At 69.6% G+C, this 20,401-nt stretch carries 16 protein-coding genes and 1 pseudogene; 4 read left to right on the top strand and 13 right to left on the bottom strand.

Annotated elements, in window-relative coordinates:
- Nucleotides 1–63: 63 nt before the first annotated feature.
- Entirely contained in the window at nt 64–543 is a 480-nt protein-coding gene (locus tag ACFYOY_RS38425) for an ArsI/CadI family heavy metal resistance metalloenzyme (RefSeq protein WP_351902206.1), read from the top strand.
- Nucleotides 544–587: 44 nt separating this feature from the next.
- Here the strand turns inward: ACFYOY_RS38425 and ACFYOY_RS38420 are convergent, their stop codons facing one another.
- The gene (locus ACFYOY_RS38420) at nt 588–1,487 is read right to left on the bottom strand and encodes a LysR family transcriptional regulator (RefSeq protein ID WP_351902209.1); all 900 of its coding nucleotides are present in this window, start codon (nt 1,485–1,487) and stop codon (nt 588–590) included.
- A gap of 84 nt (nt 1,488–1,571) precedes the next feature.
- On the opposite strand from ACFYOY_RS38420, the gene ACFYOY_RS38415 reads away from it, so the two are divergent.
- Nucleotides 1,572–2,558: a DMT family transporter gene (locus ACFYOY_RS38415; protein ID WP_388592263.1), complete on the top strand. Its 987-nt coding sequence runs from the start codon at nt 1,572–1,574 to the stop codon at nt 2,556–2,558.
- A gap of 18 nt (nt 2,559–2,576) precedes the next feature.
- On the opposite strand, the pseudogene ACFYOY_RS38410 reads toward ACFYOY_RS38415, so the two are convergent.
- Nucleotides 2,577–2,765, bottom strand: a pseudogene (locus ACFYOY_RS38410) (maleylpyruvate isomerase N-terminal domain-containing protein); the annotation flags it as partial.
- 86 nt (nt 2,766–2,851) lie between these two features.
- Here ACFYOY_RS38410 and ACFYOY_RS38405 point away from each other — a divergent pair.
- Nucleotides 2,852–3,325, top strand: coding sequence for a nuclear transport factor 2 family protein (locus tag ACFYOY_RS38405; protein ID WP_388592261.1), 474 nt, complete (start codon nt 2,852–2,854; stop codon nt 3,323–3,325).
- An 89-nt stretch (nt 3,326–3,414) separates the two neighbouring features.
- On the opposite strand, the gene ACFYOY_RS38400 is transcribed toward ACFYOY_RS38405, so the two are convergent.
- The 10 genes from ACFYOY_RS38400 to ACFYOY_RS38355 all read right to left on the bottom strand — a co-directional run bounded on the left by ACFYOY_RS38400 (nt 3,415) and on the right by ACFYOY_RS38355 (nt 18,406).
- Complete coding sequence (locus tag ACFYOY_RS38400) at nt 3,415–4,455, bottom strand: vWA domain-containing protein (protein WP_351902218.1); 1,041 nt, start codon at nt 4,453–4,455, stop codon at nt 3,415–3,417.
- 138 nt (nt 4,456–4,593) lie between these two features.
- Entirely contained in the window at nt 4,594–6,870 is a 2,277-nt protein-coding gene (locus ACFYOY_RS38395; RefSeq protein ID WP_351902221.1) for a family 43 glycosylhydrolase, read from the bottom strand.
- Nucleotides 6,871–6,963: 93 nt separating this feature from the next.
- Entirely contained in the window at nt 6,964–10,620 is a 3,657-nt protein-coding gene (locus ACFYOY_RS38390; RefSeq protein ID WP_388592258.1) for an alpha-glucuronidase family glycosyl hydrolase, read from the bottom strand.
- Nucleotides 10,621–10,683: 63 nt separating this feature from the next.
- On the bottom strand, nt 10,684–12,480 hold the full coding sequence (locus tag ACFYOY_RS38385; protein ID WP_351902227.1) for a sugar-binding domain-containing protein: 1,797 nt from the start codon (nt 12,478–12,480) through the stop codon (nt 10,684–10,686).
- A gap of 57 nt (nt 12,481–12,537) precedes the next feature.
- A complete protein-coding gene (locus ACFYOY_RS38380; RefSeq protein ID WP_388592256.1) occupies nt 12,538–13,152 on the bottom strand; it encodes a hypothetical protein in 615 nt (204 codons plus the stop codon).
- Between the two features lie 8 nt (nt 13,153–13,160).
- A complete protein-coding gene (locus ACFYOY_RS38375; RefSeq protein ID WP_078638168.1) occupies nt 13,161–13,997 on the bottom strand; it encodes a carbohydrate ABC transporter permease in 837 nt (278 codons plus the stop codon).
- Nucleotides 13,994–14,965 carry a sugar ABC transporter permease gene (locus ACFYOY_RS38370; RefSeq protein ID WP_351902234.1) on the bottom strand — a complete coding sequence of 324 codons (972 nt, stop codon included), beginning with the start codon at nt 14,963–14,965 and terminating at the stop codon, nt 13,994–13,996. Before ACFYOY_RS38370 ends, ACFYOY_RS38375 begins: the two co-directional genes overlap by 4 nt.
- Complete coding sequence (locus ACFYOY_RS38365; protein WP_351902237.1) at nt 14,962–16,344, bottom strand: ABC transporter substrate-binding protein; 1,383 nt, start codon at nt 16,342–16,344, stop codon at nt 14,962–14,964. Before ACFYOY_RS38365 ends, ACFYOY_RS38370 begins: the two co-directional genes overlap by 4 nt.
- Nucleotides 16,338–17,261, bottom strand: a complete 924-nt coding sequence (locus ACFYOY_RS38360; protein ID WP_351902240.1) for a PmoA family protein — start codon at nt 17,259–17,261, stop codon at nt 16,338–16,340. Before ACFYOY_RS38360 ends, ACFYOY_RS38365 begins: the two co-directional genes overlap by 7 nt.
- On the bottom strand, nt 17,258–18,406 hold the full coding sequence (locus ACFYOY_RS38355) for a Gfo/Idh/MocA family oxidoreductase (RefSeq protein ID WP_351902243.1): 1,149 nt from the start codon (nt 18,404–18,406) through the stop codon (nt 17,258–17,260). The genes ACFYOY_RS38360 and ACFYOY_RS38355 overlap by 4 nt, the downstream gene beginning before the upstream one ends.
- 262 nt (nt 18,407–18,668) lie before the next feature.
- Between ACFYOY_RS38355 and ACFYOY_RS38350 the strand changes: the two genes are divergently transcribed.
- Nucleotides 18,669–19,712, top strand: a complete 1,044-nt coding sequence (locus tag ACFYOY_RS38350; RefSeq protein WP_388592252.1) for a LacI family DNA-binding transcriptional regulator — start codon at nt 18,669–18,671, stop codon at nt 19,710–19,712.
- Nucleotides 19,713–19,784: 72 nt separating this feature from the next.
- Here ACFYOY_RS38350 and ACFYOY_RS38345 read toward each other — a convergent pair whose 3' ends face one another.
- Nucleotides 19,785–20,360: a family 16 glycoside hydrolase gene (locus ACFYOY_RS38345; RefSeq protein WP_351902249.1), complete on the bottom strand. Its 576-nt coding sequence runs from the start codon at nt 20,358–20,360 to the stop codon at nt 19,785–19,787.
- Nucleotides 20,361–20,401: the final 41 nt, after the last annotated feature.

Raw genomic sequence — 20,401 nt, 5'->3', positions numbered from 1 at the left:
CTTCGATTCAAGATGCAACGTTGAATCGACAGGCATCGATACAACAAGACCAAGGGAATCGTCATGTCCCGCGTTCAGCTTGCCCTCAACGTCGCCGACCTTGAGGGATCCATCACGTTCTACTCCCGGCTCTTCGGCGTCGAGCCCGCCAAGCGCCGCCCGGGGTACGCCAACTTCGCCATCAGCGAGCCGCCGCTCAAGCTCGTCCTGATCGAGGGCGAACCCGGCCAGGCCACCCGCTTGGACCACCTCGGTGTCGAGGTCACCTCCACCGACCAGGTCCTCGCGGCCGCCGGGCGTCTGAAGGACGCAGGGCTTGCCACGTTCGAGGAGAACGACACCTCGTGCTGCTACGCGCTCCAGGACAAGGTCTGGGTCCACGGGCCCGGCAAGGAGCCCTGGGAGGTCTACACCGTCAAGGCCGACGCCGAGCAGATGGGCAAGAGCCCTGCCATCGAGAACGGCCCCGGCGGCTGTTGCGGCGGGCAGGAGGACGGCGATAGGTCCGACGCGGCCGGGGCGGGCTGCGGGTGCGGTGCCTGAGGAGTGGTCCTCGGTCGATTCTGAACGCCGTCTGCACGTCGAGGCTAGGCACCCTGCGCTGACTGCCGAATGATCAGGTCGGTCAGCAGGGCCAGCGGAGGCCAGCTGTCGCGACCCCGGCGGGCGACGGCGAAGGCGCGCAGGACAACGTCCGGCGCGGTGAGCGGCACCAGATGGACACCGGGCAACGTGGAGGTGCCCATCGGCAGCAGCCCCACACCCATTCCTGCCGCGATCATGCCCTGTACGAGGTCGAGGTTATCCGCCTGGTGAGTGAGGTGGGGGCTGAAGCCGGCCATGGAGGCGAGTGTCCGGATGACGGTCTCGTCACCGGTGTTGCGCGAGTTGCCGATCCAATCCGCCGTGCGGAACCGGCGGAAGACCTCCGGGGCGTCCGGTGCTGAGGGACGGGCGACGTTGTCGGGAATGCCCAGACCCCAGGGAGCGGTCCACAGTGGGTTGATCGCGACCGCGAGGTCCGGCTCGGCAGGTGCCAGGTTGTAGTCGTAGGTGAGCGCGAGGTCGGCCTCGTCGTTGGCCAGCAGATGGAGGGCTTCGGCGGGTTCGTGCTCACGGACCAGGACACTGAGCTCAGGATGGCTGGTGGACAAACCGCTGATGATGGGCAGCAGTTGGGCTCGGATAGCCGTGGCGAAGCCTGCCACCCGCACTGTGCCGGTCGGCGGGGCGTCGGGACTCAAGTCCCGCTGCGCGGCCTCGACTGCCGCAAGGATCGTCACGGCGTGTTCCGCCAGACGGCGGCCCGCCGGCGTGAGCCTGACCCTGCGTCCATGCGGCTCGATCAGTGCCGTGCCCATGTCCTGAGCCAAAGCGGCGACCTGCTGAGAAACCGTCGAGGTGGTAGTGCCGGTGGCCTCGGCCACGGCGCGCATCGAGCCTCGCCGGGCCAGCTCGGCCAGCATCTGCAGGCGGCGTGTTTCCATCCCTCCATTGTCCATGAATCCCGAACGAATCATTCGGGATCGACACGTGGACGTGAACGGTGTCGAGGATCTGTACTGGAGCCTATGAACGCCCCCGAACCACCCGAGGCTCTTCCTTCCCATCGCTCGCGCCATGTCGGCTCCGCGACCGGTTTGCTCATGGCTGCCACCTCGATGTCTACCGTGCAGCTCGGATCGGCTCTGACCGTTCCGCTGTTCGGACAGCTCGGCGCGCTGGGAACCGCAGGGCTGCGCCTGGGCTGGGCGGGGCTGATTCTGCTGGTCGCCGTCCGCCCCCGGCCTCGTGACTTCAGCTCCCGGGATCTTCTTGCCTGCATGGCGCTCGGTCTGGTGACCGCCGGAATGATGGTCTTCTTCATGCTGGCGATCGCCCGTCTCCCGCTGGGGACCGCAAGCGCACTGGAATTCTTGGGACCGCTCACCGTCTCCCTCTTCGGCCCGAGGAAGGGACGCCTCGTCTGGGCGGGTGCGGCGGCGACGGGCGTCGTGCTGCTGACCGAACCCTGGCATGGCGGCGCCGACCTTGTGGGGGTAGGGAGCGCGCTGCTCGCTGCGGGGTGCTGGGCCGCGTACATTCTGCTGACCCAACGGGTCGGTGATCGCGTCACCGGGCTGAAAGGGCTGGCTGTCTCCATGCCGGTCGCAGCGGTGCTGGGGCTGGCCCTCGCCGCCCCGGCCCTCGCCGAACGCCTCACGTGGTCAACGGCGTCGACCATGCTGGTTCTGGCGGTGCTCAGCCCCGTCATCCCCTTCGCTCTCGAGTTTCTCGCCCTGCGTCGACTGACCGCGTCCGCGTTCGGCACCCTGATGAGCCTTGAACCCGCCATCGCCCTCATGGTCGGTCTGCTCGTTCTCGGTCAGCGCCCCGGGGCGGCTGCGACACTTGGCCTGGTTCTCGTGGTCGTGGCCAGCGTCGGTGCCACCCGCGCCGGTGCTCGTCCCGCGGCATCCTCCAAGGAGGCACCAGCTTGTCGGTATGAGGCTGATCCGGAGCCTGCGCGACGTGATCAGGACCGGGCTGCTGTGTGCCAAGGCAGCCAGCCGCTGTGATCCGTCAGCGCCGCGGTAGCCCTTTTGCGCTATGGCGATGAGAACGTTCGCATCAGCTGAAGCAAGGTGAGCGATCTGGTGGGCGATCGTCCACCCCGCTGCCGGTGTGGGCTTGGTCCAGTTGGTCTGCGCTGATGCTACGGCGTCGAGTTCATCTCCTCCAGCCACCAAGTCGGGCAGGGCCAGGTCGTGCTCTACGCTGCACATGTCAAGGCCGTAGCCGACATCAGTGTCACCCTTGTTGCCGCCGAGGGCAGCACGCTGAAGATCTCCCGCTTTGCTTGGAGGGGACCATGTCCACACCCATCGGCATGCCCGCCGATCCGACGTTGAGCTACCGGGCTATCGAGAACTTGATCGCACGTTACGCCGAACTCGTGGACGACGGTGATTTCGCGGGACTCGGAATACTTCTCGCCGAAGCCACCTTCACGGGCGTTGGCGAGCCGGTCAGCGGGCGCGACGCGATCGAGAAAATGTTCCAGGACACTCTGATCGTCTACGCCGACGGCACGCCGCGAACCCAGCATGTCACCACCAACGTTGCCATCGAGGTCGACGAACAGGCGGGCACGGCGGTCTCGCGTTCGTACGTCACCGTGTTGCAGGCGCTGCCCGAGCTGCCGCTGCAACCCATCGCCGCCGGTCGGTACCAGGACCGCTTCGAGCGCCGTGAGGGGCAGTGGCGCTTCGTGGAGCGACGGGTCCGCATCAACCTGATCGGCGATGTGAGCCGCCATGCGCGCCAGGCTGCCGCACAACGGTAGTCGCTGAGAGGGGCCGCGCTCCCGGACAATGGGATCGCGGCCCCTCACTCACTTCGACAGGCTGGGCTCGATTCCCGGCTCGCGTCGCCTCAGATCATGAGCAGCAGTCGCGTGTGCGGTACCAGTTTCCGGTTCACGCTGGTGCTCTGCACGAATATCGTGAAGTCGTCGTTGTAGTCCGGCTTGACGCGAACTTCCGTGTCCGGCAGGCCGAGCAGGGATCGGGCCTCCGGCCCCGTGTACACCCGGTCCGTCTTCTTCTCCAGCACCGCGATCTGCTTCCGCGCCTGGATCTTCTCCGATTTACTCAGCTGATAAAAGGCGCCACCGGTACGGTAGGTGTGTCCGCATTCGATGACCCATTCCCGGATCGCTGCTTCGCGAGCCACCGGAATCAGCTGGTACTCCGACGGATTCACCGGGGTGAGACCGGCCGCCTTGATGGTGTCCTTGTTGACCGCCTCCGCACCGGTGGAGAACACCGCCCGCGATCCCCGGATACCCTGGGCTCGGCCCATCATAAAGTTCTCGGTGGCCTGCTGGATAACCTGCCCGGCCTCTTCCAGGCCCTGTGTGCTCGTGGCGTCCCAAATGGCGATGTTGTCCTTCGGGAAGCCGCACTGCATGGCCTCGCGCTTGCCCATCTGGTCCGGCACAAGGACGGCCAGTGTCCAGTTGTCCTCCTGCGTCTGCATCAGCTTGGCCACGGCCTGCACGAGTTCGCGTGGATTTTTGGTAGGGGCATCCGGGCAGCGATGACTCGCGTTCTCCTGGCCGTCCGTCAGTACGAACGTCAGGAAGCTGTGGTCGCCGTACAGTTGAGCAGTCTGCGCAAGCTCCCGCTGCGACTTCAGTGTGGCCGCCAGCAGAGCCGTCATTCCACCGACCCGGTAAAGCTGTTTCAAGGACGGCATACGCAGCACGTCCTTGTCGTAGATGACGCACTCCACCTTGTCCGCGAAGACGTAGACCGTGACGCGGGTTTCCTGGTCCAGTTCCTTCGAGCGTCGGGCCAGATACGCAATCTGCTGGTCGGCGACTTCGACGACCTTGCCGCTCAAGTGTGACATGGACGAACTGGCATCCAGCACAAGAGCAACGTGATTGATGTAGTTCTGGTTTCCGGACATGGACGCTCCCCCTTTTCCTTCTCGATGCTCCTACCTTCTCACCCACCACTGACAATCGATCTTGGACTCCGATGCGTGGGAACGGTGCGTTGGAACGGGTGGGGCAGGCGCCGCGTGGCCGCCTCCCGGATCGCGGTGTCAGGAGGAGAAGCGCACGTAGTCGAAGCGTGCGGTCACTCCCTCACCGGCCAGGGAGACGAGGCCGATGCGCGGGTCCGAGCCGGCGGGCAGATGCCAGACCCCACCCCAGATGTAGTGCTTCCCGTCCCGGCTCGTGGCCGACTGGAACCTGTGCTCGCCGGTCGTCGGATCGACGGTATGGCGCAGCCGCAGCCACATGGTGTCGGCCGACGGGCCCAGCTGCATCTCCGGCCAGCTGTCACGGTCCCGGCCGATCCACAGGAAAGCCTGCCGTGATGGGCCGGTCCGGGTCGGAGCCAGATGGATCGAGTCCTCCGGGCTCTGGAAGGCGATCAGCCCGGCCTGGCTGCGCCCGTCGGGGGCGTCGGTGATCGGGAAGTGCAGCTTGGTCTCGACCGTGTAGGTGCCGGTCGGAGCGTCACGAAGCAACGCCGATGCCATGGTCCCCTTGCCGGAGAAGTCGGCATCCTGCGTCGGCCACACGTACTGGCCGTCGGCGACCTTTCCGTCGGCGGGGCCGAACCACGTCCACCCGTCCAGCCGGTTGTCGTCGAACTCCTCGTCGTACTCCGGCAGTCGGGCTCCGATCCCAGGGTCCGGCTGTTTGACGGTCGTCGGCGTGTAGAGCCGGGTCACGCCGACGTTGTCCACCTCCCCGGCGCCGCGCGTCGAGGCGACACCGCCACGGCGCCAGTCCTTGGGTACGTCCACTTCCGATTCGGCCAGCGGCATGTCGAGCATGGCCGAGCTGACGTGTACCTGCGCCGCCCCGTCGCGGATCTCGGCCGTGAGCGAGTGCCAGGTCCGCAGATCGGCGTTGGCGTGCAGGCGAGCGGTCCGCTTCTGCACCACCTTCCGGTCCCGAGTGACCTCGACGGAGAGTGTGCCGGTGGAGTCCAGCCAGGCCACGGCGTGGTCGGAGGGGCCCGCGGATGCCAGGACAAGGCCGACCCGGCCTTTGCCGTCGCGCAGCCGAACGTCGGCCTCGATCCTCACATCGCCGCCCGGGGCCCGACGCGGCAGCAGCAGCTGCGGGACCGCGGCCCGCGACCGGCCACGGGCGTACCGCCCAGAGTCCGGATCCGAACCCATGGTCCAGGACCCGTGCCCGGCGGTGTCGAAGCCGCCGAGGCCGTCGTCGAAGGTGCTGCCCGCGTCCCATGTGCTCGTCGGCGCGGTCTGCCGGTCCTCGCTGGTCCAGGCGCCCGCGCGCACCGTCGGCCAGCCGTCGATCCAGTCGAGCCGGTCCATCATGGTCGGCCGCCCACCCCAGTTGGGATCGCTCTCGTGGCGGTCGAATCCGTTGGTGAGGATCCAGTCCTGGCCGGACTTGTCCACGACGTTCGCCGAGTGGCCGGTCGCGACCCACGTGTTGCCGTTCGGCGCGTTGACGATCGTGCCGCCGACATGCAGGTCGGCCAGGCCGACGCCCTCGGCGTCCTTGAACGGGCCCATCGGGTCCTTGGCCCGCCCGACGAACACCGGATAGGCGCCCTTGTCCCGGGCGCAGCAACCCAGGCCGGAGTAGAACAGGTAGTACCAGCCGTCGCGCTTCACCACGTACGCGGCTTCGCCGCGCCGGGCGCCGACCACCTGCACCGGATCGCCGACCGGCGCGGTGCCCTCCTCGTTCAGACGCACCGCCTGGATTCCGCCGTCACGGAACGAGCCGTAGTAGAGGTACTTCTGGCCGTCGGAGTCGACGAACACCGACGGATCGATCTGATTGACCGCCGTCCCGTACGGCAGCACGGGGTGGCCGATGTCCTTCCACGGGCCTGCCGGATGGTCCGACGTGGCCAGCGCGATGGTGTTCTTGTCGCCGCCGGCGACCGAGTAGTAGAGGTAGTACTTCCCGTTGATGTAGCGGATGTCGGGTGCCCAGTAGTAGGTGGTCGCGAAGTCGCGCCACTCCGGGTGGTTGTCGGGCCCGAAGACGTCACCGACGTAGGTCCAGTTGACCAGGTCGGCCGAGCGCGTGATCGGCATGAAGTGCTGCGACTCCCACGGGCCTGACTGGTTCTCCCGACGCATGCTGGTCTGGGTCGCATAGGCGTACCAGTAGCCGTCCTTGCCCCGGATGATCGACGGGTCGGAGAAGGCGTCCGCGACGTTGTCCATCACGGGGTTCTGGTACGTCCCGGGCGGATCGGCGGGATCGGCCGCGGCCGGTCCGGGATGCGCACTGCCCAGGCCGAGGACCATGAGCAGGGCGAGGAGGACGGTGCCGGGTCTGCCCCGGACCGCGCGGAATCGTGCTGACGTCGATGCCATGTCGGGAGCTCTCCTTGGTAGATGCCGGAGATATCGGAGACGCCGGGCCGCGGGCCGCGCCCGGAGGGACAGGTGTGTGGGGCGGGGGTGGGCTCAGACGATGACCAGGGTCGCGATGCGCCACAGGCCGTTCAGCTTCGAACCGGTGATCTCCAGGTCGGCGGTGCGCCCGTCCGCTCCACCGTCGAGTCCGAAGGAGAACCAGACGAAGGCGCGGCTCGGCAGGCTGTCGTCGCCGGAGCGTCCGAGGACCGTGCCGTCCTCGGAGATGGTGGTGACACCCGAATCGGTGAGGGAGTCGCCGGTCAGCACCCACACCGTGTGCCGGCCGGCCGGCACCGGGATGCGCAGGACGCTGGGTTCGCCCTTGTGCATGACGATGTCGCGGCGCAGGTCGTCGGCATTGCCCCGGTCACGGGTGTTCGGCCGGTGGCCGATCCAGCCGAAGCCGCGGTCGTCGGTGTAATCGTCCTCCGGCGACAGCCTGGTGTACCCGGTCAGCAGCGGGCTGGACGGCGGGCCGGCGTCGAACGCCGTGGCCGCGTCATCGGGGTGTGGCGTGGTGACCACGGACACCGACCGGCCGCGCTCGATCTCCTCGTCCCCGCTGGTGAGCCGGATCTCGACGGTGGCGAAACCCGGAGTGGACACCGGGGTCCCGGTGACGGTCAGCTCGCGCTCGGCTCCGGCGGCAACCGTCACGGTCCGCTCGGTGCCGGACCAGCCGTCGGGGGTGACGAGGCGGGCGGTGACATCGCGGTCCGCCGTGCCGGTGTTGCGCACCAGCACCGTGACCGGGTTGGCCCGGCCCGCCCACCACACCGGATCCGCCGTCGCCCGCATGACGACGAGGGACGGCACCGGGGCGCCGGGGTCCGTGACGGCGAACGCGGACAGCCGCCAGGGGCCGCCCACCCCCGTGAACGTGATGTCCGTGGTGCGGCCGGTGGCACCTCCGTCGAGGGGGAGCTCCAGCCAGGTGAAGGTTCCGCTGGGCTGCTTCGGACTGGTGGCGACGGTGGCGCCGTCCACCGCGACCCGGGTCGGCGAGGCCGTGGCACCGGTGTCACCGACCAGCACGTACCCGGTGTGCTTGCCGGCCGGTAGGGCGACGCGCAGCACCCGGGACGAGTTGTGCCACAGGTGGTCGCGCAGCAGGGGCTCGCCACCGCGGTCCCTGGCCGACGGGGCGGCGCCGACCCAGCCGTGGCCGACCGGCGCGGACCAGGCCGACTCGGGGGTCAGCGCGTCGTAGCCGGGCATCGAAGTGCCCTTCCGCGGACCGGCGTTGAGTGCCATGAGGCAGCGCCTGCCCTCGGGGGCGACGACCAGGGACGGCGGCCGGCCGTCGAGCCGGGTGAGCTTCGGCGCCACGTCCAGGTCCAGGGCGGCGACGGTGCCCGACAAGGGGGGTGTGACCGGCAGTTCGAGCTCCGCGGTCGCGGCTCCGGCCGCGGACTGTTCGGCGGGCTCGGTGTGCCAGTCCGCCGGCGGTGGCCGCAGTGCGACCGTGAGATCGCGGTCCCGCGACGAGGCGTTGGTGACGGTGACCGGCAGCAGGTTCGGCCGACCGCCGAGCAGCACCCGCGGCCCGTTCAGGGCCGCTTGCAGCCATTCCCGCTTCGCGTCGACGATGCGGCTCTTGTCGAAGAAGAATCCGACCACCGTGTCGCGCCAGAACCTCGCGTGCTCCCGCTGGGCTACGAAGCCCGCCGTGACGGCGGCATGGCGCTGCCGGTCGATCTCCCCGGACAGTTCGCTCCACCCGGCGAGGTACCGGTCGATGCGGTCGACCCCGGTGAAATGCGTATCGTAGATGTGCTGGATGACCGTCTTGCCCGAGCGCAGTCGATGGTCGTACGGCACCCAGTGCATGAACAGCAGCAGGTCGTCGGGACAGGTCGCCGTGGACTCGTAGTGCGTCCGCCACGGCCGCGGGTAGAGCCCGGTGAAGCCGCTGCCGGTCGCCTCGGTGCGGTCGAAACCGGTGCCCTCGGTCGTGGAGTGGTGTGACTGGAAGAGGGTGCCCAGCGGGCTCGGGTCCAGATGGTCGCCACCGGGGTCGGTGAGATAGCCCATCCCCAGTGGCGAGGTGTAGTCCTCGTACGTCCGGCGCGAGCGCGTCAGGATGTCGGCCACGACCTCGGTGATCGGGTCGTCGTGGCCGAAGGTCAGCCCGGCCCACTCCGCGGCCAGGTCCCGGGGATCGGCGTCCGGGTTCCAGCACATCCTGCCGAAGGCGTAGGTGTTCGCCGCTCCCAGCAGATAGCCGGTCCAGTTGCGGGCGTTGCCGAAGTTGCTGACCCCGGCGATGCCCGCCCGCGGCATACGGCCGTTGCCGTCGGAGAGGATGTCGGCGACGGTCGGTCCGGTACCGGGCCCCTGCGTCGGGAAGGTCAGCACCTCCCGCCACAGCGGAGCCAGATAGGTGGTGTGGATCTCGTGGCCCGTGTACTCCTGGGTGAGCTGGAGTTCCAGCATCTGGTGCGTGTGGCGCATCGCGCCGAACAGGGGGTGTACGGGCTCACGGATCTGGAAGTCGATCGGTCCGTACTTGGTCTGGAGGATGACGTTGTCGTCGAACGTGCCGTCCAGCGGGGCGAACACCCGGTACTGGTACTCCGCCCAGTCGCTGAAATCCTCGTGGACGAAGCTGCGCCAGACGATCTGCCCGTCGTGCGGTGCGACCGTGCGGGCCAGCATGTTCGCGCCCTCGGCATGGGTGCGTCCGTAGTCGAGCGGGCCGGGCTGCCCCTCCGAGTTCGCCTTCACCAAGAATCCACCGAATCCGGGCAGGCTCGTGAAGATTTCGGCGCTCTTGTCCCGCCACCACTGCTGGACCCGTCGATCGGCGGGATCGGCCGTCGTGATCGGATCGGCGTCGTCCGCGGTCAGGATCATCGGGCTGGCGTAGTTGACGGACAGCCAGACAGAGAGGCCCCACGAGTGGAGGAGTGCCGCCAGGGGTCTGAGTCTGGTCAGCATCTCGCCGGTGATGAAGTCGGCACTGGCGTTCACGTTGTTGAGCACCGAAGCGTTGATGCCGATCGATGCCATGGACCGCGCATAGTCGGCCACCCGGCCGGAGATGTCCGGCAGCTTGTCCCACTCGAAGAGCGAAGTGCCCGCGTAGCCACGCTCGATCGACCCGTCGACGTTGTCCCAGTGATTCATCATGCGCAGCGCGGTGCGCGGCTTCTCCAGGGCGGACAGCTTGTGCAGCGGCCGTTCGAGCTGGAGCAGCCGGATGAGATGGAAGACCCCGGCCAGCACGCCCCGATCACTGCGGGCCCCGATGACCAGCCGCCGCCTGCCCGGTGTGCCGGTCATCTCGATCACGAACCCCTGCTCACCGATACGGGCCAGCCGATCGGGACGCACCTGGGATCGCACGACCGGCGACTCGTCCACCGTGCCGATGACAACCGAGGCTCGCTCGGCGGGAACCCGGGCCGGTGCGCTACCGGTGAAGCCCCGGGCGGCCCGCCGCAGTTCCCGCTCGGCGTTCTCCATGACCCGGCCCTCGCCCTGCCGTGCCAGGCCGGCCAGGGCCTTCCGGTACTCGGCGAGCCGCCGGGGATCGGCAGTGGGGCGGTAGCGCAGCCAGAGATCGTAGCCGTCCTCGTCGGGGATGCCCGCCGATGCGGCGAAGCCGGCCGCCGTGCCCCACGGGCTCAGCGCGGTGGCGAAGGCGAGAGCGGATGCCTGGAGCACCCGGCGACGACTGTGCTCGTGCTCGGATCGCGCCATTGCGGTTTCTCCTCTACGTAAGGACGAAGGGAATTGCGCCGAGCCCTCAGAAGGCGGGACACGCTATGCGCGGGTTCGGGTGAGAATCGCGCGCAGTTCGGCCAGGGGGATCTTCGGTTGGCGGTCCGGTGTGAGCAGGCCGTTGGTCTCTTGTTCCGTGTCGGTGAACTGGGTGTAGCAAAAGCCCGCGAGCCCGGAGTCCACCGCGGCGGTCACCAGGTCGGCGAGGCGTTCGGCGAAGTCCTCCTTCGTGGCCACGGTGTCGTAGCCGAACCACTCGGCACCCTCGGCCGGTTCGAAGGTCGCGCCGCCGAACTCGCTCAGGACGACGGGCTGCCCCTGGTGGCGGACGCCGTCCAGGGTCAGCCGTTTGGCGCCGGGCCACTGCTCGGCGAGCTCGCCCTGCCGCAGCGAGGCGTGGCCGTAGCGCTTGCGCAGTACCTCCCCGTGCTGGGTGTAGTCGTGGACGCCCCAGATGTCGGCGGCGGAGATCTCCCAGCCGTCGTTGGAGACGGCGGGGCGGGAGGGATCCAGGGCCTTGGTCAGGTGGTAGAGGGCGTCCATGAAGTGGCGCTGTGCGGGGACCAGCGTCGGGTTCGGCACGGACCAGGACTCGTTGATCGGGACCCAGGCGACGATCGAGGGGTGGCTCAGATCGCGGGAGACGGCTTCGGTCCACTCGGCGACCACGCGCTGGACGGTCTGCGCGCCGAATGTGTACGCCGACGGCATCTCCTCCCACAGCAGCAGCCCGAGCCGGTCGGCCCAGTACAGGAAGCGCGGGTCCTCGATCTTCTGGTGGACGCGCAGCCCGTTGAGGCCGATCTCCTTCGCCAGTTCGACGTCGCGGCGCAATGCGTCGGCCGGGGCCGACAGGTGCGATGCGGGCCAGTAGCCCTGCTGGAGCGCGAACCGGAGGAAGTACGGCTTGTGGTTGAGGAGGAAGACGCCGTCGTCCCAGCCGATGTCGCGCAGGCCGAGGTAGGACGCCACGCGGTCGACCGGTGTGTCCTCGGCCGCGCCGCGCAACTCCACCACCGCGTCGACGAGGTGAGGCCGCTCCGGACTCCACAGCAGGTCGTCGAGGTCCTGGCCGTGGCGCAGGGCGGGCACCGCGACATCGAACTCCGCCTCCTGGCCCTCGATCAGCGTCCGCTGCTCGGCGAGCACCCGCTCGCCCCGCGTGAGGCGGACCGTCACGGTGAGCGGGCGCTGCGGCCAGTGGCCGAGACGCAGCCGGCAGCGGACACGGGCGTGGGCGACCTCGGGGGTCCAGTGCAGGAGCGTGATGTGCTCGGCCGGGACCTCTTCCAGCCACACCGGCTGCCAGATCCCGGAGGTGCGGTGGTACCAGATGACATGTGGATCCCGGCGCCAGTCCTGCTTGCCGCGGGGCTGGGCGGCGTCGAGCGGCTGGTCCTCGGCGCGGACGACGAGGGTCTGCTCGCCGTCCCGGTCGACGGCGCCGGTCAGATCGCAGGTGAAGCCGGTGTGCCCGCCCTCGTGCTGTCCCACCAGGTGGCCGTTGAGCCAGACCTCGGCCCGGTGGTCGACCGCACCGAAGTGCAGCAGGAGCCGCCGCCCGGCGGCCGGCCGGGCCACGTCGATCGTGCGCCGGTACCAGAGCACGGGGTGGAAGGCGGTGTCCGCCACGCCCGAGGCCGCGGACTCGGGCGGATAGGGCACGGTGACGGTGCCGGTGAACGGTGCGGAGGTCGCCGGGTCCATCCAGCGGTCGGCGCGGCCTCGGTCCTCGTCGTCGTGGGCGAACTGCCAGGGACCGCCGAGGTCGCGCCAGTCGGGATCGCGGATCAGCTGTGGCCTCGGATGGCCTGCGGCGTCCAGGTGCGGGTGGGGCATGCGTGAACTCCGGTGTCGGGTGCGTGGGTGGGGGATGGGGAGGTGGCGCGCCGCGGTTCAGCTCTCCTGGGCGTCCGCGGGGGAGCGGAGGTCCACGACCGTGGCGGCGAACGCCAGCGGGCCCGGCAGCAGCGGAATCAGCAGCGGAATCGACCAGGCCAGGAGCCCGCTGAGGATCACGGCACCGGCCAGCAGGAGACTGCCGCGAGGGTCCGCGGCCGAGCGGAGCAGCGCCTCGCGTGCGGACAGGAGGTGTGGTGTCTCCAGCGCGGTCGCCCGCAGCGCCACGACCGTGGCGCCCAGGACGAGCAGCGCGAGGGCGGGCGCCATGACGGCCGTTCCGGGCAGGGCGGCGCGCATCAGCGCGGCATCGATCAGGACGACCACCGCGAGCAGCGGCGGCACCAGACCGAGGACCGCCGACCGCGCGGACAGATGGGCACGCAGATGAGCGCCGTATGTACCCGCCCTGACCTGGACGCCGCTGCCCGCGGCCTGCCGGAGCGTCGCGGACGCGGCGGCGAACGCGGCCGGGGCCGTGACGACCGGCAGGCAGGCGAGGCTGGTGAGCAGGCCGATGAGCAGCATGTCGGCGAAGAGGGTGAAGCCGGAGCCGAAGACCTCTCCGGGGTCCCGGCGCTCACGCCGGGGCGCGATGGGTGCGTGAGCCATCGTGTGCCTCACCCCTTCAGTCCGGACGTGGCCATGCCCTGCACCAGGTAGCGCTGGAAGACGAAGAAGAACAGCACGATCGGCAGCACCGAGATCACCGACATGGCGAACATGGGCCCGTACGCGGAGGTGCTGGACTGGTCGACGAAGCTGCTCAGGGCGAGCGTGATGGTGTACTTCTCCGGCGCGAAGAGATAGATCATCTGCGTGAAGAAGTCGTTCCACGTCCAGATGAACGTGAAGATGGCCGTGGTGATCAGCGCGGGCCGGGCCAGCGGCAGCGTGATCGACCAGTACGTACGGAAGGGACCGCAGCCGTCGATCCGCGCGGACTCCTCCAGCTCGCGCGGCAGGCCGCGCATGAACTGGACGATGAGGAAGACGAAGAACGCCTCGGTGGCCAGGAACTTCGGCAGGATCAGCGGCCAGTAACTGTCCACCAGACCAAGCCGGTTGAAGATGATGTACTGCGGGATCAGTACGACGTGGTGCGGCAGCATCAGCGTCGCCACCATGAAGGCGAACATCACCTTGCTCATACGGAAGCGCAGCCGGGCGAAGGCGTAGGCGGCCAGCGAGCAGGACAGGACGTTGCCGAGGACAGCGCCCCCCGCGATCAGCAGCGTGTTGCCCAGCAGGTGCGTGACGGTGACACCCGAGACCCCGTCCAGGGCCGTCGTGTAGTTCGACCACTCCAGATGGCTGGGCCACAGGTCGAGGCTCGTCATCACCTCGTCGGCCGGCTTGAGCGAGGTGGCGAGCAGCCAGGCCAGCGGATACAGCAGGACGAGCAGCGCGGCGGCCGAGATCGTGTGCGGCAGCCACCGCTTCGTGGCGATGTTCATCGGCCCTCCTCGTCCGCGTAGAACACCCAGGACCGGGAGGTCCGGAACAGGATCAGGGTGATCGCGCCGATGGCGATCAGCAGCAGCCAGGCCATCGCCGCCGCGTATCCCATGTGCGAGGCCGTGAAGCCGCGCTCGTACAGGTACAGCGTGTAGAACTTCGTGGAGTCGGCGGGTCCACCGTCGCCGCCGCTGATGGCGAAGGCCGGGGTGAAGACCTGGAAGGAGTTGATGACCTCCAGGACCAGGTTGAAGAAGACGACCGGGGACAGCATCGGCACGGTGATGGACATGAACTGCCGCCAGCGGCCCGCGCCGTCGAGCGCCGCGGCCTCGTAGAGGTCGGGCGAGATCTGCTGGAGGCCCGCCAGGAAGATCACCATGGGCGCGCCGAACTGCCACACCGTCAGCAGGACGACCCCGTACACCGCGAGATGGGGGTTGCCGACCCAGCCGCCGGTGTGGATGCCGACGGTGTCCAGGACATTGGCGACGGTGCCGCCGTCGTTGAACAGCGCCTTCCACACCAGGGCGATCGACATGCTCGCGCCGAGCAGGGACGGCGCGTAGAACGCGGAGCGGTAGAAGCCCCGGCCCCGGCCGAGGTTCTTCAGCAGCATCGCCACGCCGAGGGCGAGGCCCAGCTTCAGCGGGACGGCCACGACGACGTACAGCATCGTGGTGCCGACCGACCGCCAGTAGCGGGGGTCCTCGGTCAGCATCTCCCGGTAGTTGCGCAGGCCCACCCAGTGCGGCGGGTCGAACAGGTTGTAGTCCGTGAACGACAGGTACAGGGACACGGCCATCGGCACGAGGGTCAGCACGACCGCGCCGATCATCCACGGGGAGAGGAACACATAGGCGGGCCACTGCCGTTCACGCACCTGACGCCGCTTGCTCTTGCGCGGGCGCGGATCCGTCGTGCGGACGGCGCGCGCGGGCGCCCTCGTCGTGGAGACCGTGCTCATGACTCCAGCTCCCGGTTCGCCTCGTCGATGAGTTCACGGGCGGCCCCGCGCGGGGTGACCATCCCGTACATCACGCGCTGGTAGGTGCGGTTGAACGCGGCCTGGATCGCGAGGTCGCCGCGCGGCGGTGCGGTCGGCGGGATATCGAGGCCGTACTTCTCCATCGTCTGCGCGTAGTCGTAAATCTCCCGCTCCGGTCCCTCGAGCGTCCTGGCGACCCGGGCGGCGATCTTGCGGTTCGGCGGGGTGGACCGGGAGAAGCCGAGGATGTCGCCCGCCCGTGGGTCGTTGAGGAGGAAGTCGATCAACTGGGCCGCCTCCTTGGGGTGTTCGCTCTGCGAGCCGATGCCGAGGAGCATGCTCGGCTTGAAGTACGTGCCCTGCCGGCCGTCGGTCGTGGGGACCGGGGAGAAGTGGATGTTCTCGCCGAGCAGGCCCGTGTACCCGGGGAAGGGCGCGTCCCAGGTGAAGTCGGCGGCCGAGAGACGGCGGCCGATGGGGCTGGTCTCGGTGCTCTTGGCCTGCACGGTGTCCCGGGCCTCGGCGATGGCCCCTTCGTCGCGGAGCCTGCTGAGGAACGACCAGAAGGCGGTCAGGTCGTCCTCGGTGAAACCGAGTTTCGTCTGGTCCGCGTAGAGGTTCTTGCCGCGGCTGCGCAGCCAGGTCTCGAAGACGTCCTCGTTGCCACCGCCGTCGTTGGCGCCGGTGAAGGGACGTCCGTCGGGGGACTTCAGCCCCAGGGCGGCGATCTTCTTGTTGGCCTTCGCCCAGTCCTGCCAGGTCCAACTGGGCCGGGGCGTGGGGATACCGGCCTTCTTGTAGACGGCGGAGTCGTAGGCGTATCCGGTGATGCCACGCCCCATGGGCAGGGCGAACTGCCTGCCCTTGTAGGTGCCGGTGCGCAGGAAGTCCTGGTCCATGTCGGACGTGCGGATCGTCTGGTCCTTGATGACTCCGTCCAGCGGCATGATCGCCTTGCCGCCCGCGTACTGGGAGATCTGCCGGTAGTCGAGCTGGACCACGTCGGGCACACCGCCGCCGGCGGCCTGCGTGGCCAGCTTCTGGAGATACGCGCCGAAGTCGCCGTTCGACGTGCGCACGGTGATGCCGGGGTGTTCCTGCTCGAAGAGGCGGACCGCCTTCGCGGTGCGCGCGGCACGGTCGTCGTTGCCCCACCAGGAGAACCGGAGGGTGACGCCGGACGTGTCGCCGCTCGCGGCGGAGCACGCGGAGAGCGTGCCGGTCAGGGCGGTGCTGAGGCCGGTGGCGGCGACGGCCAGGACGGCCCGGCGGCTCGGGCGCGGGAGCCGGCCGTCCTTGTCGCGCGGCCGGGACACGTCGACCGCCGCGGGGAAGCCGTCGAACCTCGCGCTCACCATGTGTGCCCGTCCAGGTGGGCGGTGACCTGCTCGCGGTCCCAGGCGCCGTCGGCGACGGTCACCCGGTAGCCCCGGGAGAGGGTGTCGCCGGGGGCGAGGACGAGCTCCTCGTGGAACGCCCAGGACGGCGCCACCGCGGCGAACGGGTCGCTGCGCACGAACCAGTGCGCCGGATGCGTCCCCTTGTCCCCCGCGTGGTCGTTGGCCGGGGCGTGTTCGAAGACGACCGTGGCGTGGCCGTCGCGCCCGTCGTGCTCGCCGACGTACGCCAGCCAGGGCGCCTGGCTGCCCATGAGGTCGCCGCCGTCCGCCCCGGCGGTGAAGACGTGGCCGTCGCGGAAGGCGCGCGGGCCCCGCCAGAACAGGCCGGTGTATCCGGCTGCCGGGCGGCCGTGGGTGGTGGGGCTGCCGAAACGCAGCGGTTCCCTCCGGCGGTTGGTGATCGCCGAGGTCCATGTCAACGACCAGCTGCCGGCCCGCGGATCGACGTCGCGCACCTCGATGCGGCGCTCCTCCTCGGCCCACAGTTCACCGTCGTACGGATGCCAGGTCAGGCGCTCGGCGATCACGGCCCGGTCGTCCGCGGCGGCGACCTCCTCGAAGCCGGCATGCGCCATCGAGCCGATCCGCTCGGGCAGCGCGACATACCCCTCGCCGTGGACATAGGTGTTCCCGCCCCACAGGTTCTGGCCCGACAGGTGGGAGGCCGTCAGCTGGAGCCCCTTGTGCCAGCGGTGGTCGTTGGGGCGGTAGTCGGTGATGAGTCCGCCGGAGAGGGTCCGGACCGGGTGCAGATACGGCTTGGGGGACTCCCACGGGGCTTCCGGGCGGTACACGTAGGCGAACAGCTCGGTGCCGGTCGCCTCGTGGGTCACGGTGATGCGGTCGCCGTGGGCATGGGTCAGTGCGAGCGTCATGCGTGGGCCTCTTCCTTGCGGGTGGTGTCCGGCGCCCAGCCCTGGGCGCCGCCGTGCAGCTCGGTGTAGTAGGGGTCGCCGGGGCCGATCTCCCCCGCGCCGACCGGGGTGTCGGTGAACGCGGACTTGTACAGGGCGGTGATGAACTCGAGCGTCTGCCGGCCGCCCGCGCCGCTGGTCGCGTGGCGCCGTCCCGCCCTGATGTCGGCCACCAGGGCGCGGAGCTGGGCCAGGTGCGAGCTCGGCTCGTCCGTGCCGAAGTCGCGCCAGGCGGCCACGGCATGTTCGGGGACACCGGGGGCCGGGGTGATGCGCCAGTCCGCGTTGCGGTAGCCGTAGAGGTGGGTCAGTTCGATCGTGGCGCGCTCGCAGTCGATGCGGATCCGGCTCACCTCGTCGGGGCTCAGCACGCTGTTGACCACGGTGGCCACGGCACCGCTCGCGAACCGCACCTGCGCCGTGGACACGTCCTCGGTCTCCACGTCGTGCACGAGCCGCGCCGCCATCCCCCGCACCTCGCTCCAGGGCCCCATCAGGTCCAGGAGCAGGTCCGTCTGGTGGATGCCATGCCCCATGGCGGGCCCGCCGCCCTCGGTCGCCCACCGCCCGCGCCACGGAACGGAGTAGTAGGCGGCGTCCCGGTACCAGGTGGTCTGGCAGTGGGCGACGAGCGGGCGGCCGAACGCCCCCTCCCGCAGCAGTCGCCGCACATGGCGCGCGCCGGAGCCGAACCGGTGCTGGAAGACGATGGAGGCGTACGGTCCCGCGTCCCCGGGCTTCTCGGCGGCCTCGATGGCATCGAAGTCGGCGAGGGACGGGCACGGCGGCTTCTCGCACCACACCCAGGCACCCGCCTTCAGCGCGGTCACCGCCTGGTCGCGGTGCACGGCGGGTGGCGTGCACAACACCACGAGATCGGGGCGCAGTTCGGCCAGGGTGGCATCGAGGTCCGTCGAGGCGTACGGAATCCCGGCGCCGGCCGCGAACGCGCGCACCACGTCCATGTCGACGTCGACGGCGGCGACGATCTCCACCTCGCTCGCGTCGGCGAGCGTGCGCAGTGCGGGCAGATGGCTGGAGCGCGCGATGCCCCCGGTGCCGACCACGGCGGTGCGCAGTGGGGTGGTGGAGCGGTGCGAAGACATGCGGACCCTCTCATGAGATGTGCGGTCAGCGCGGCGCCGTGGGCATGGGCGGGCAGCCCGGACCGTCCGACGGACAGCCGTCGGCTGTCCGTGTGACGACCCCGTCAGCAACCGCTTGCTATCGATTGATTCCAACGTTGTAACCGCGAAATCTCGCCACGGTCAACCCCTCGTCCGGAACGGAATTCGGAGCCGCCCCGGCGCTGACAGCCCGCCGAAATCCCTGCATAATGCAGAGAAACACAGGTGAGGAGGTCGGCCGGTGGCCGCGGTGACACTCAAGGACGTGGCGGAGCGGGCAGGGGTCTCGATCAAGACCGTGTCCAACGTTGTACGCAATGCTCCCCGCGTATCCGAGGCCACGCGGAAGCGCGTGCTGAAGGCGGTGCACGAGCTCGGTTACCGGCCCAACCCGTCGGCCCGCCGCCTGCGCACCGGGCACAGCGGCCTGATCGGCCTCGCCGTCCCCGACCTGGCCACGCCGTACTTCGCCGAACTCGCCCAGCACGTTCGGGCCGAGGCCGCGCAGCTGGGCCTGACCGTCCTGATCGAGGAGACGCTGGGCGACGCGACGGAGGAACTGCGCCTGGCCACCGGCGTCGGCGCGTCACTGCTGGACGGCGTGATCCTGTCGCCCCTGCGCGTCTCGCCCGACGAACTCGCCGCCGTCGCCAACGAGTTCCCACTGGTTCTGCTCGGCGAGCGCAGCTACGAGCGCGACCAGGTGGGGGCCGACCACGTCCTGATCGACAACGTCGCGGCGGCGCGCGACGCCACCGCGCACCTGGCCGGCCTCGGCCGTACGCGGATCGCCGCCATCGGCGTGGACCAGCAGGCGTCGGCGACCAGCCGGCAGCGCCTGGAGGGCTTCCAGCTCGCCCTGCACGAGGCCGGGGTGACCTACGACCCCCGGCTCGCGCCCGCCATCAAGGAGTTCGACCGGCGCAACGGCCTGCTGGCGATGCGCGCCCTGACCGCCCTGCCGGCCGGCGGACGCCCCGACGCGGTCTTCTGCTTCAGCGATCTGCTGGCCGTCGGCGCCCAACGCGCCCTGTTCGAGGCCGGGTTGAGCATCCCGGACGACGTCGCCGTGGCGAGCATCGACGGCTCCGACGAGGCGCTCTACAGCACGCCGTCCCTCACGTCCGTGGCCCCGGACAAGACCGCCATCGCCTCACTGGCCGTGAAGTGCCTGGCGGCCCGCATCCGCTCGGACGTGCCCCTGCCGTTCGAGGTGCACACGGCTCCGCACTGGCTGCACGCCCGGGAATCCACGAACGGCGTGCGCCAACAGCTTTTCCCCTGATCAGGACCGACTCTTCGCTGATCCGGGCCGAGGGACCGCCAGACGGAGGACGGTCCCTCGGCGCACGAGCGCTCAGCCGCTCCTGGTGACGGTCACACGCCGCCAGCTCGCGGTCCCGCCCTGGTCACGCACCCCGATCGAGCCCCGGGTGAAGGAACAGTCCGGATCCTGGTACGTGAAACCGGACGGCGTGGCGGGTGAGCCCGAGGGCCTGCCGGTCACCGTGAGGGTGCAGCCCACGGCCTTCACCGTCAGGTGGTACCACCTCCCGGTGGCCAGGCCGCCGGGGACGGCTGTCTGCGCCAGCTCCTTCCAGGCACCGTTCTGCTTGCCGAGGACGATCCGCCGCGACGACACACCGATGTAGTAGCCGTCGAGCGCATCGGCCCCCTGGCCCGGATCGGACGCCCGCACGACGAATCCGGCCTGCGCTCCGCTGTCGATGCGCACATCGCCCGCGAGGCGGTAGTCGGTCCACCCCGTGGAGCCCGCGATCGACTTGTTCCCGCCGGTGCCACCGCACGTCTCGGACAGGACACCGCCCGACGTCGTCCAGCAACCCCCGTAGTCGACCCAGCCGGACCTCCCCCTCGCGAAAGCGTCGGCGTAGGGCAGAACAACGGTGTTGGCCACCGCCGTGGCTTCCATGCACCCGGTCGGACCGGTGGCGGTGGCCGTGGTGAAGCGGA

This window comes from Streptomyces sp. NPDC007875, assembly GCF_042868035.1.
GTDB lineage: Bacteria > Actinomycetota > Actinomycetes > Streptomycetales > Streptomycetaceae > Streptomyces > Streptomyces antimycoticus.
Note: the sequence above shows the minus strand (reverse complement) of the source record. Positions and strands in the feature narration are given on the sequence as shown.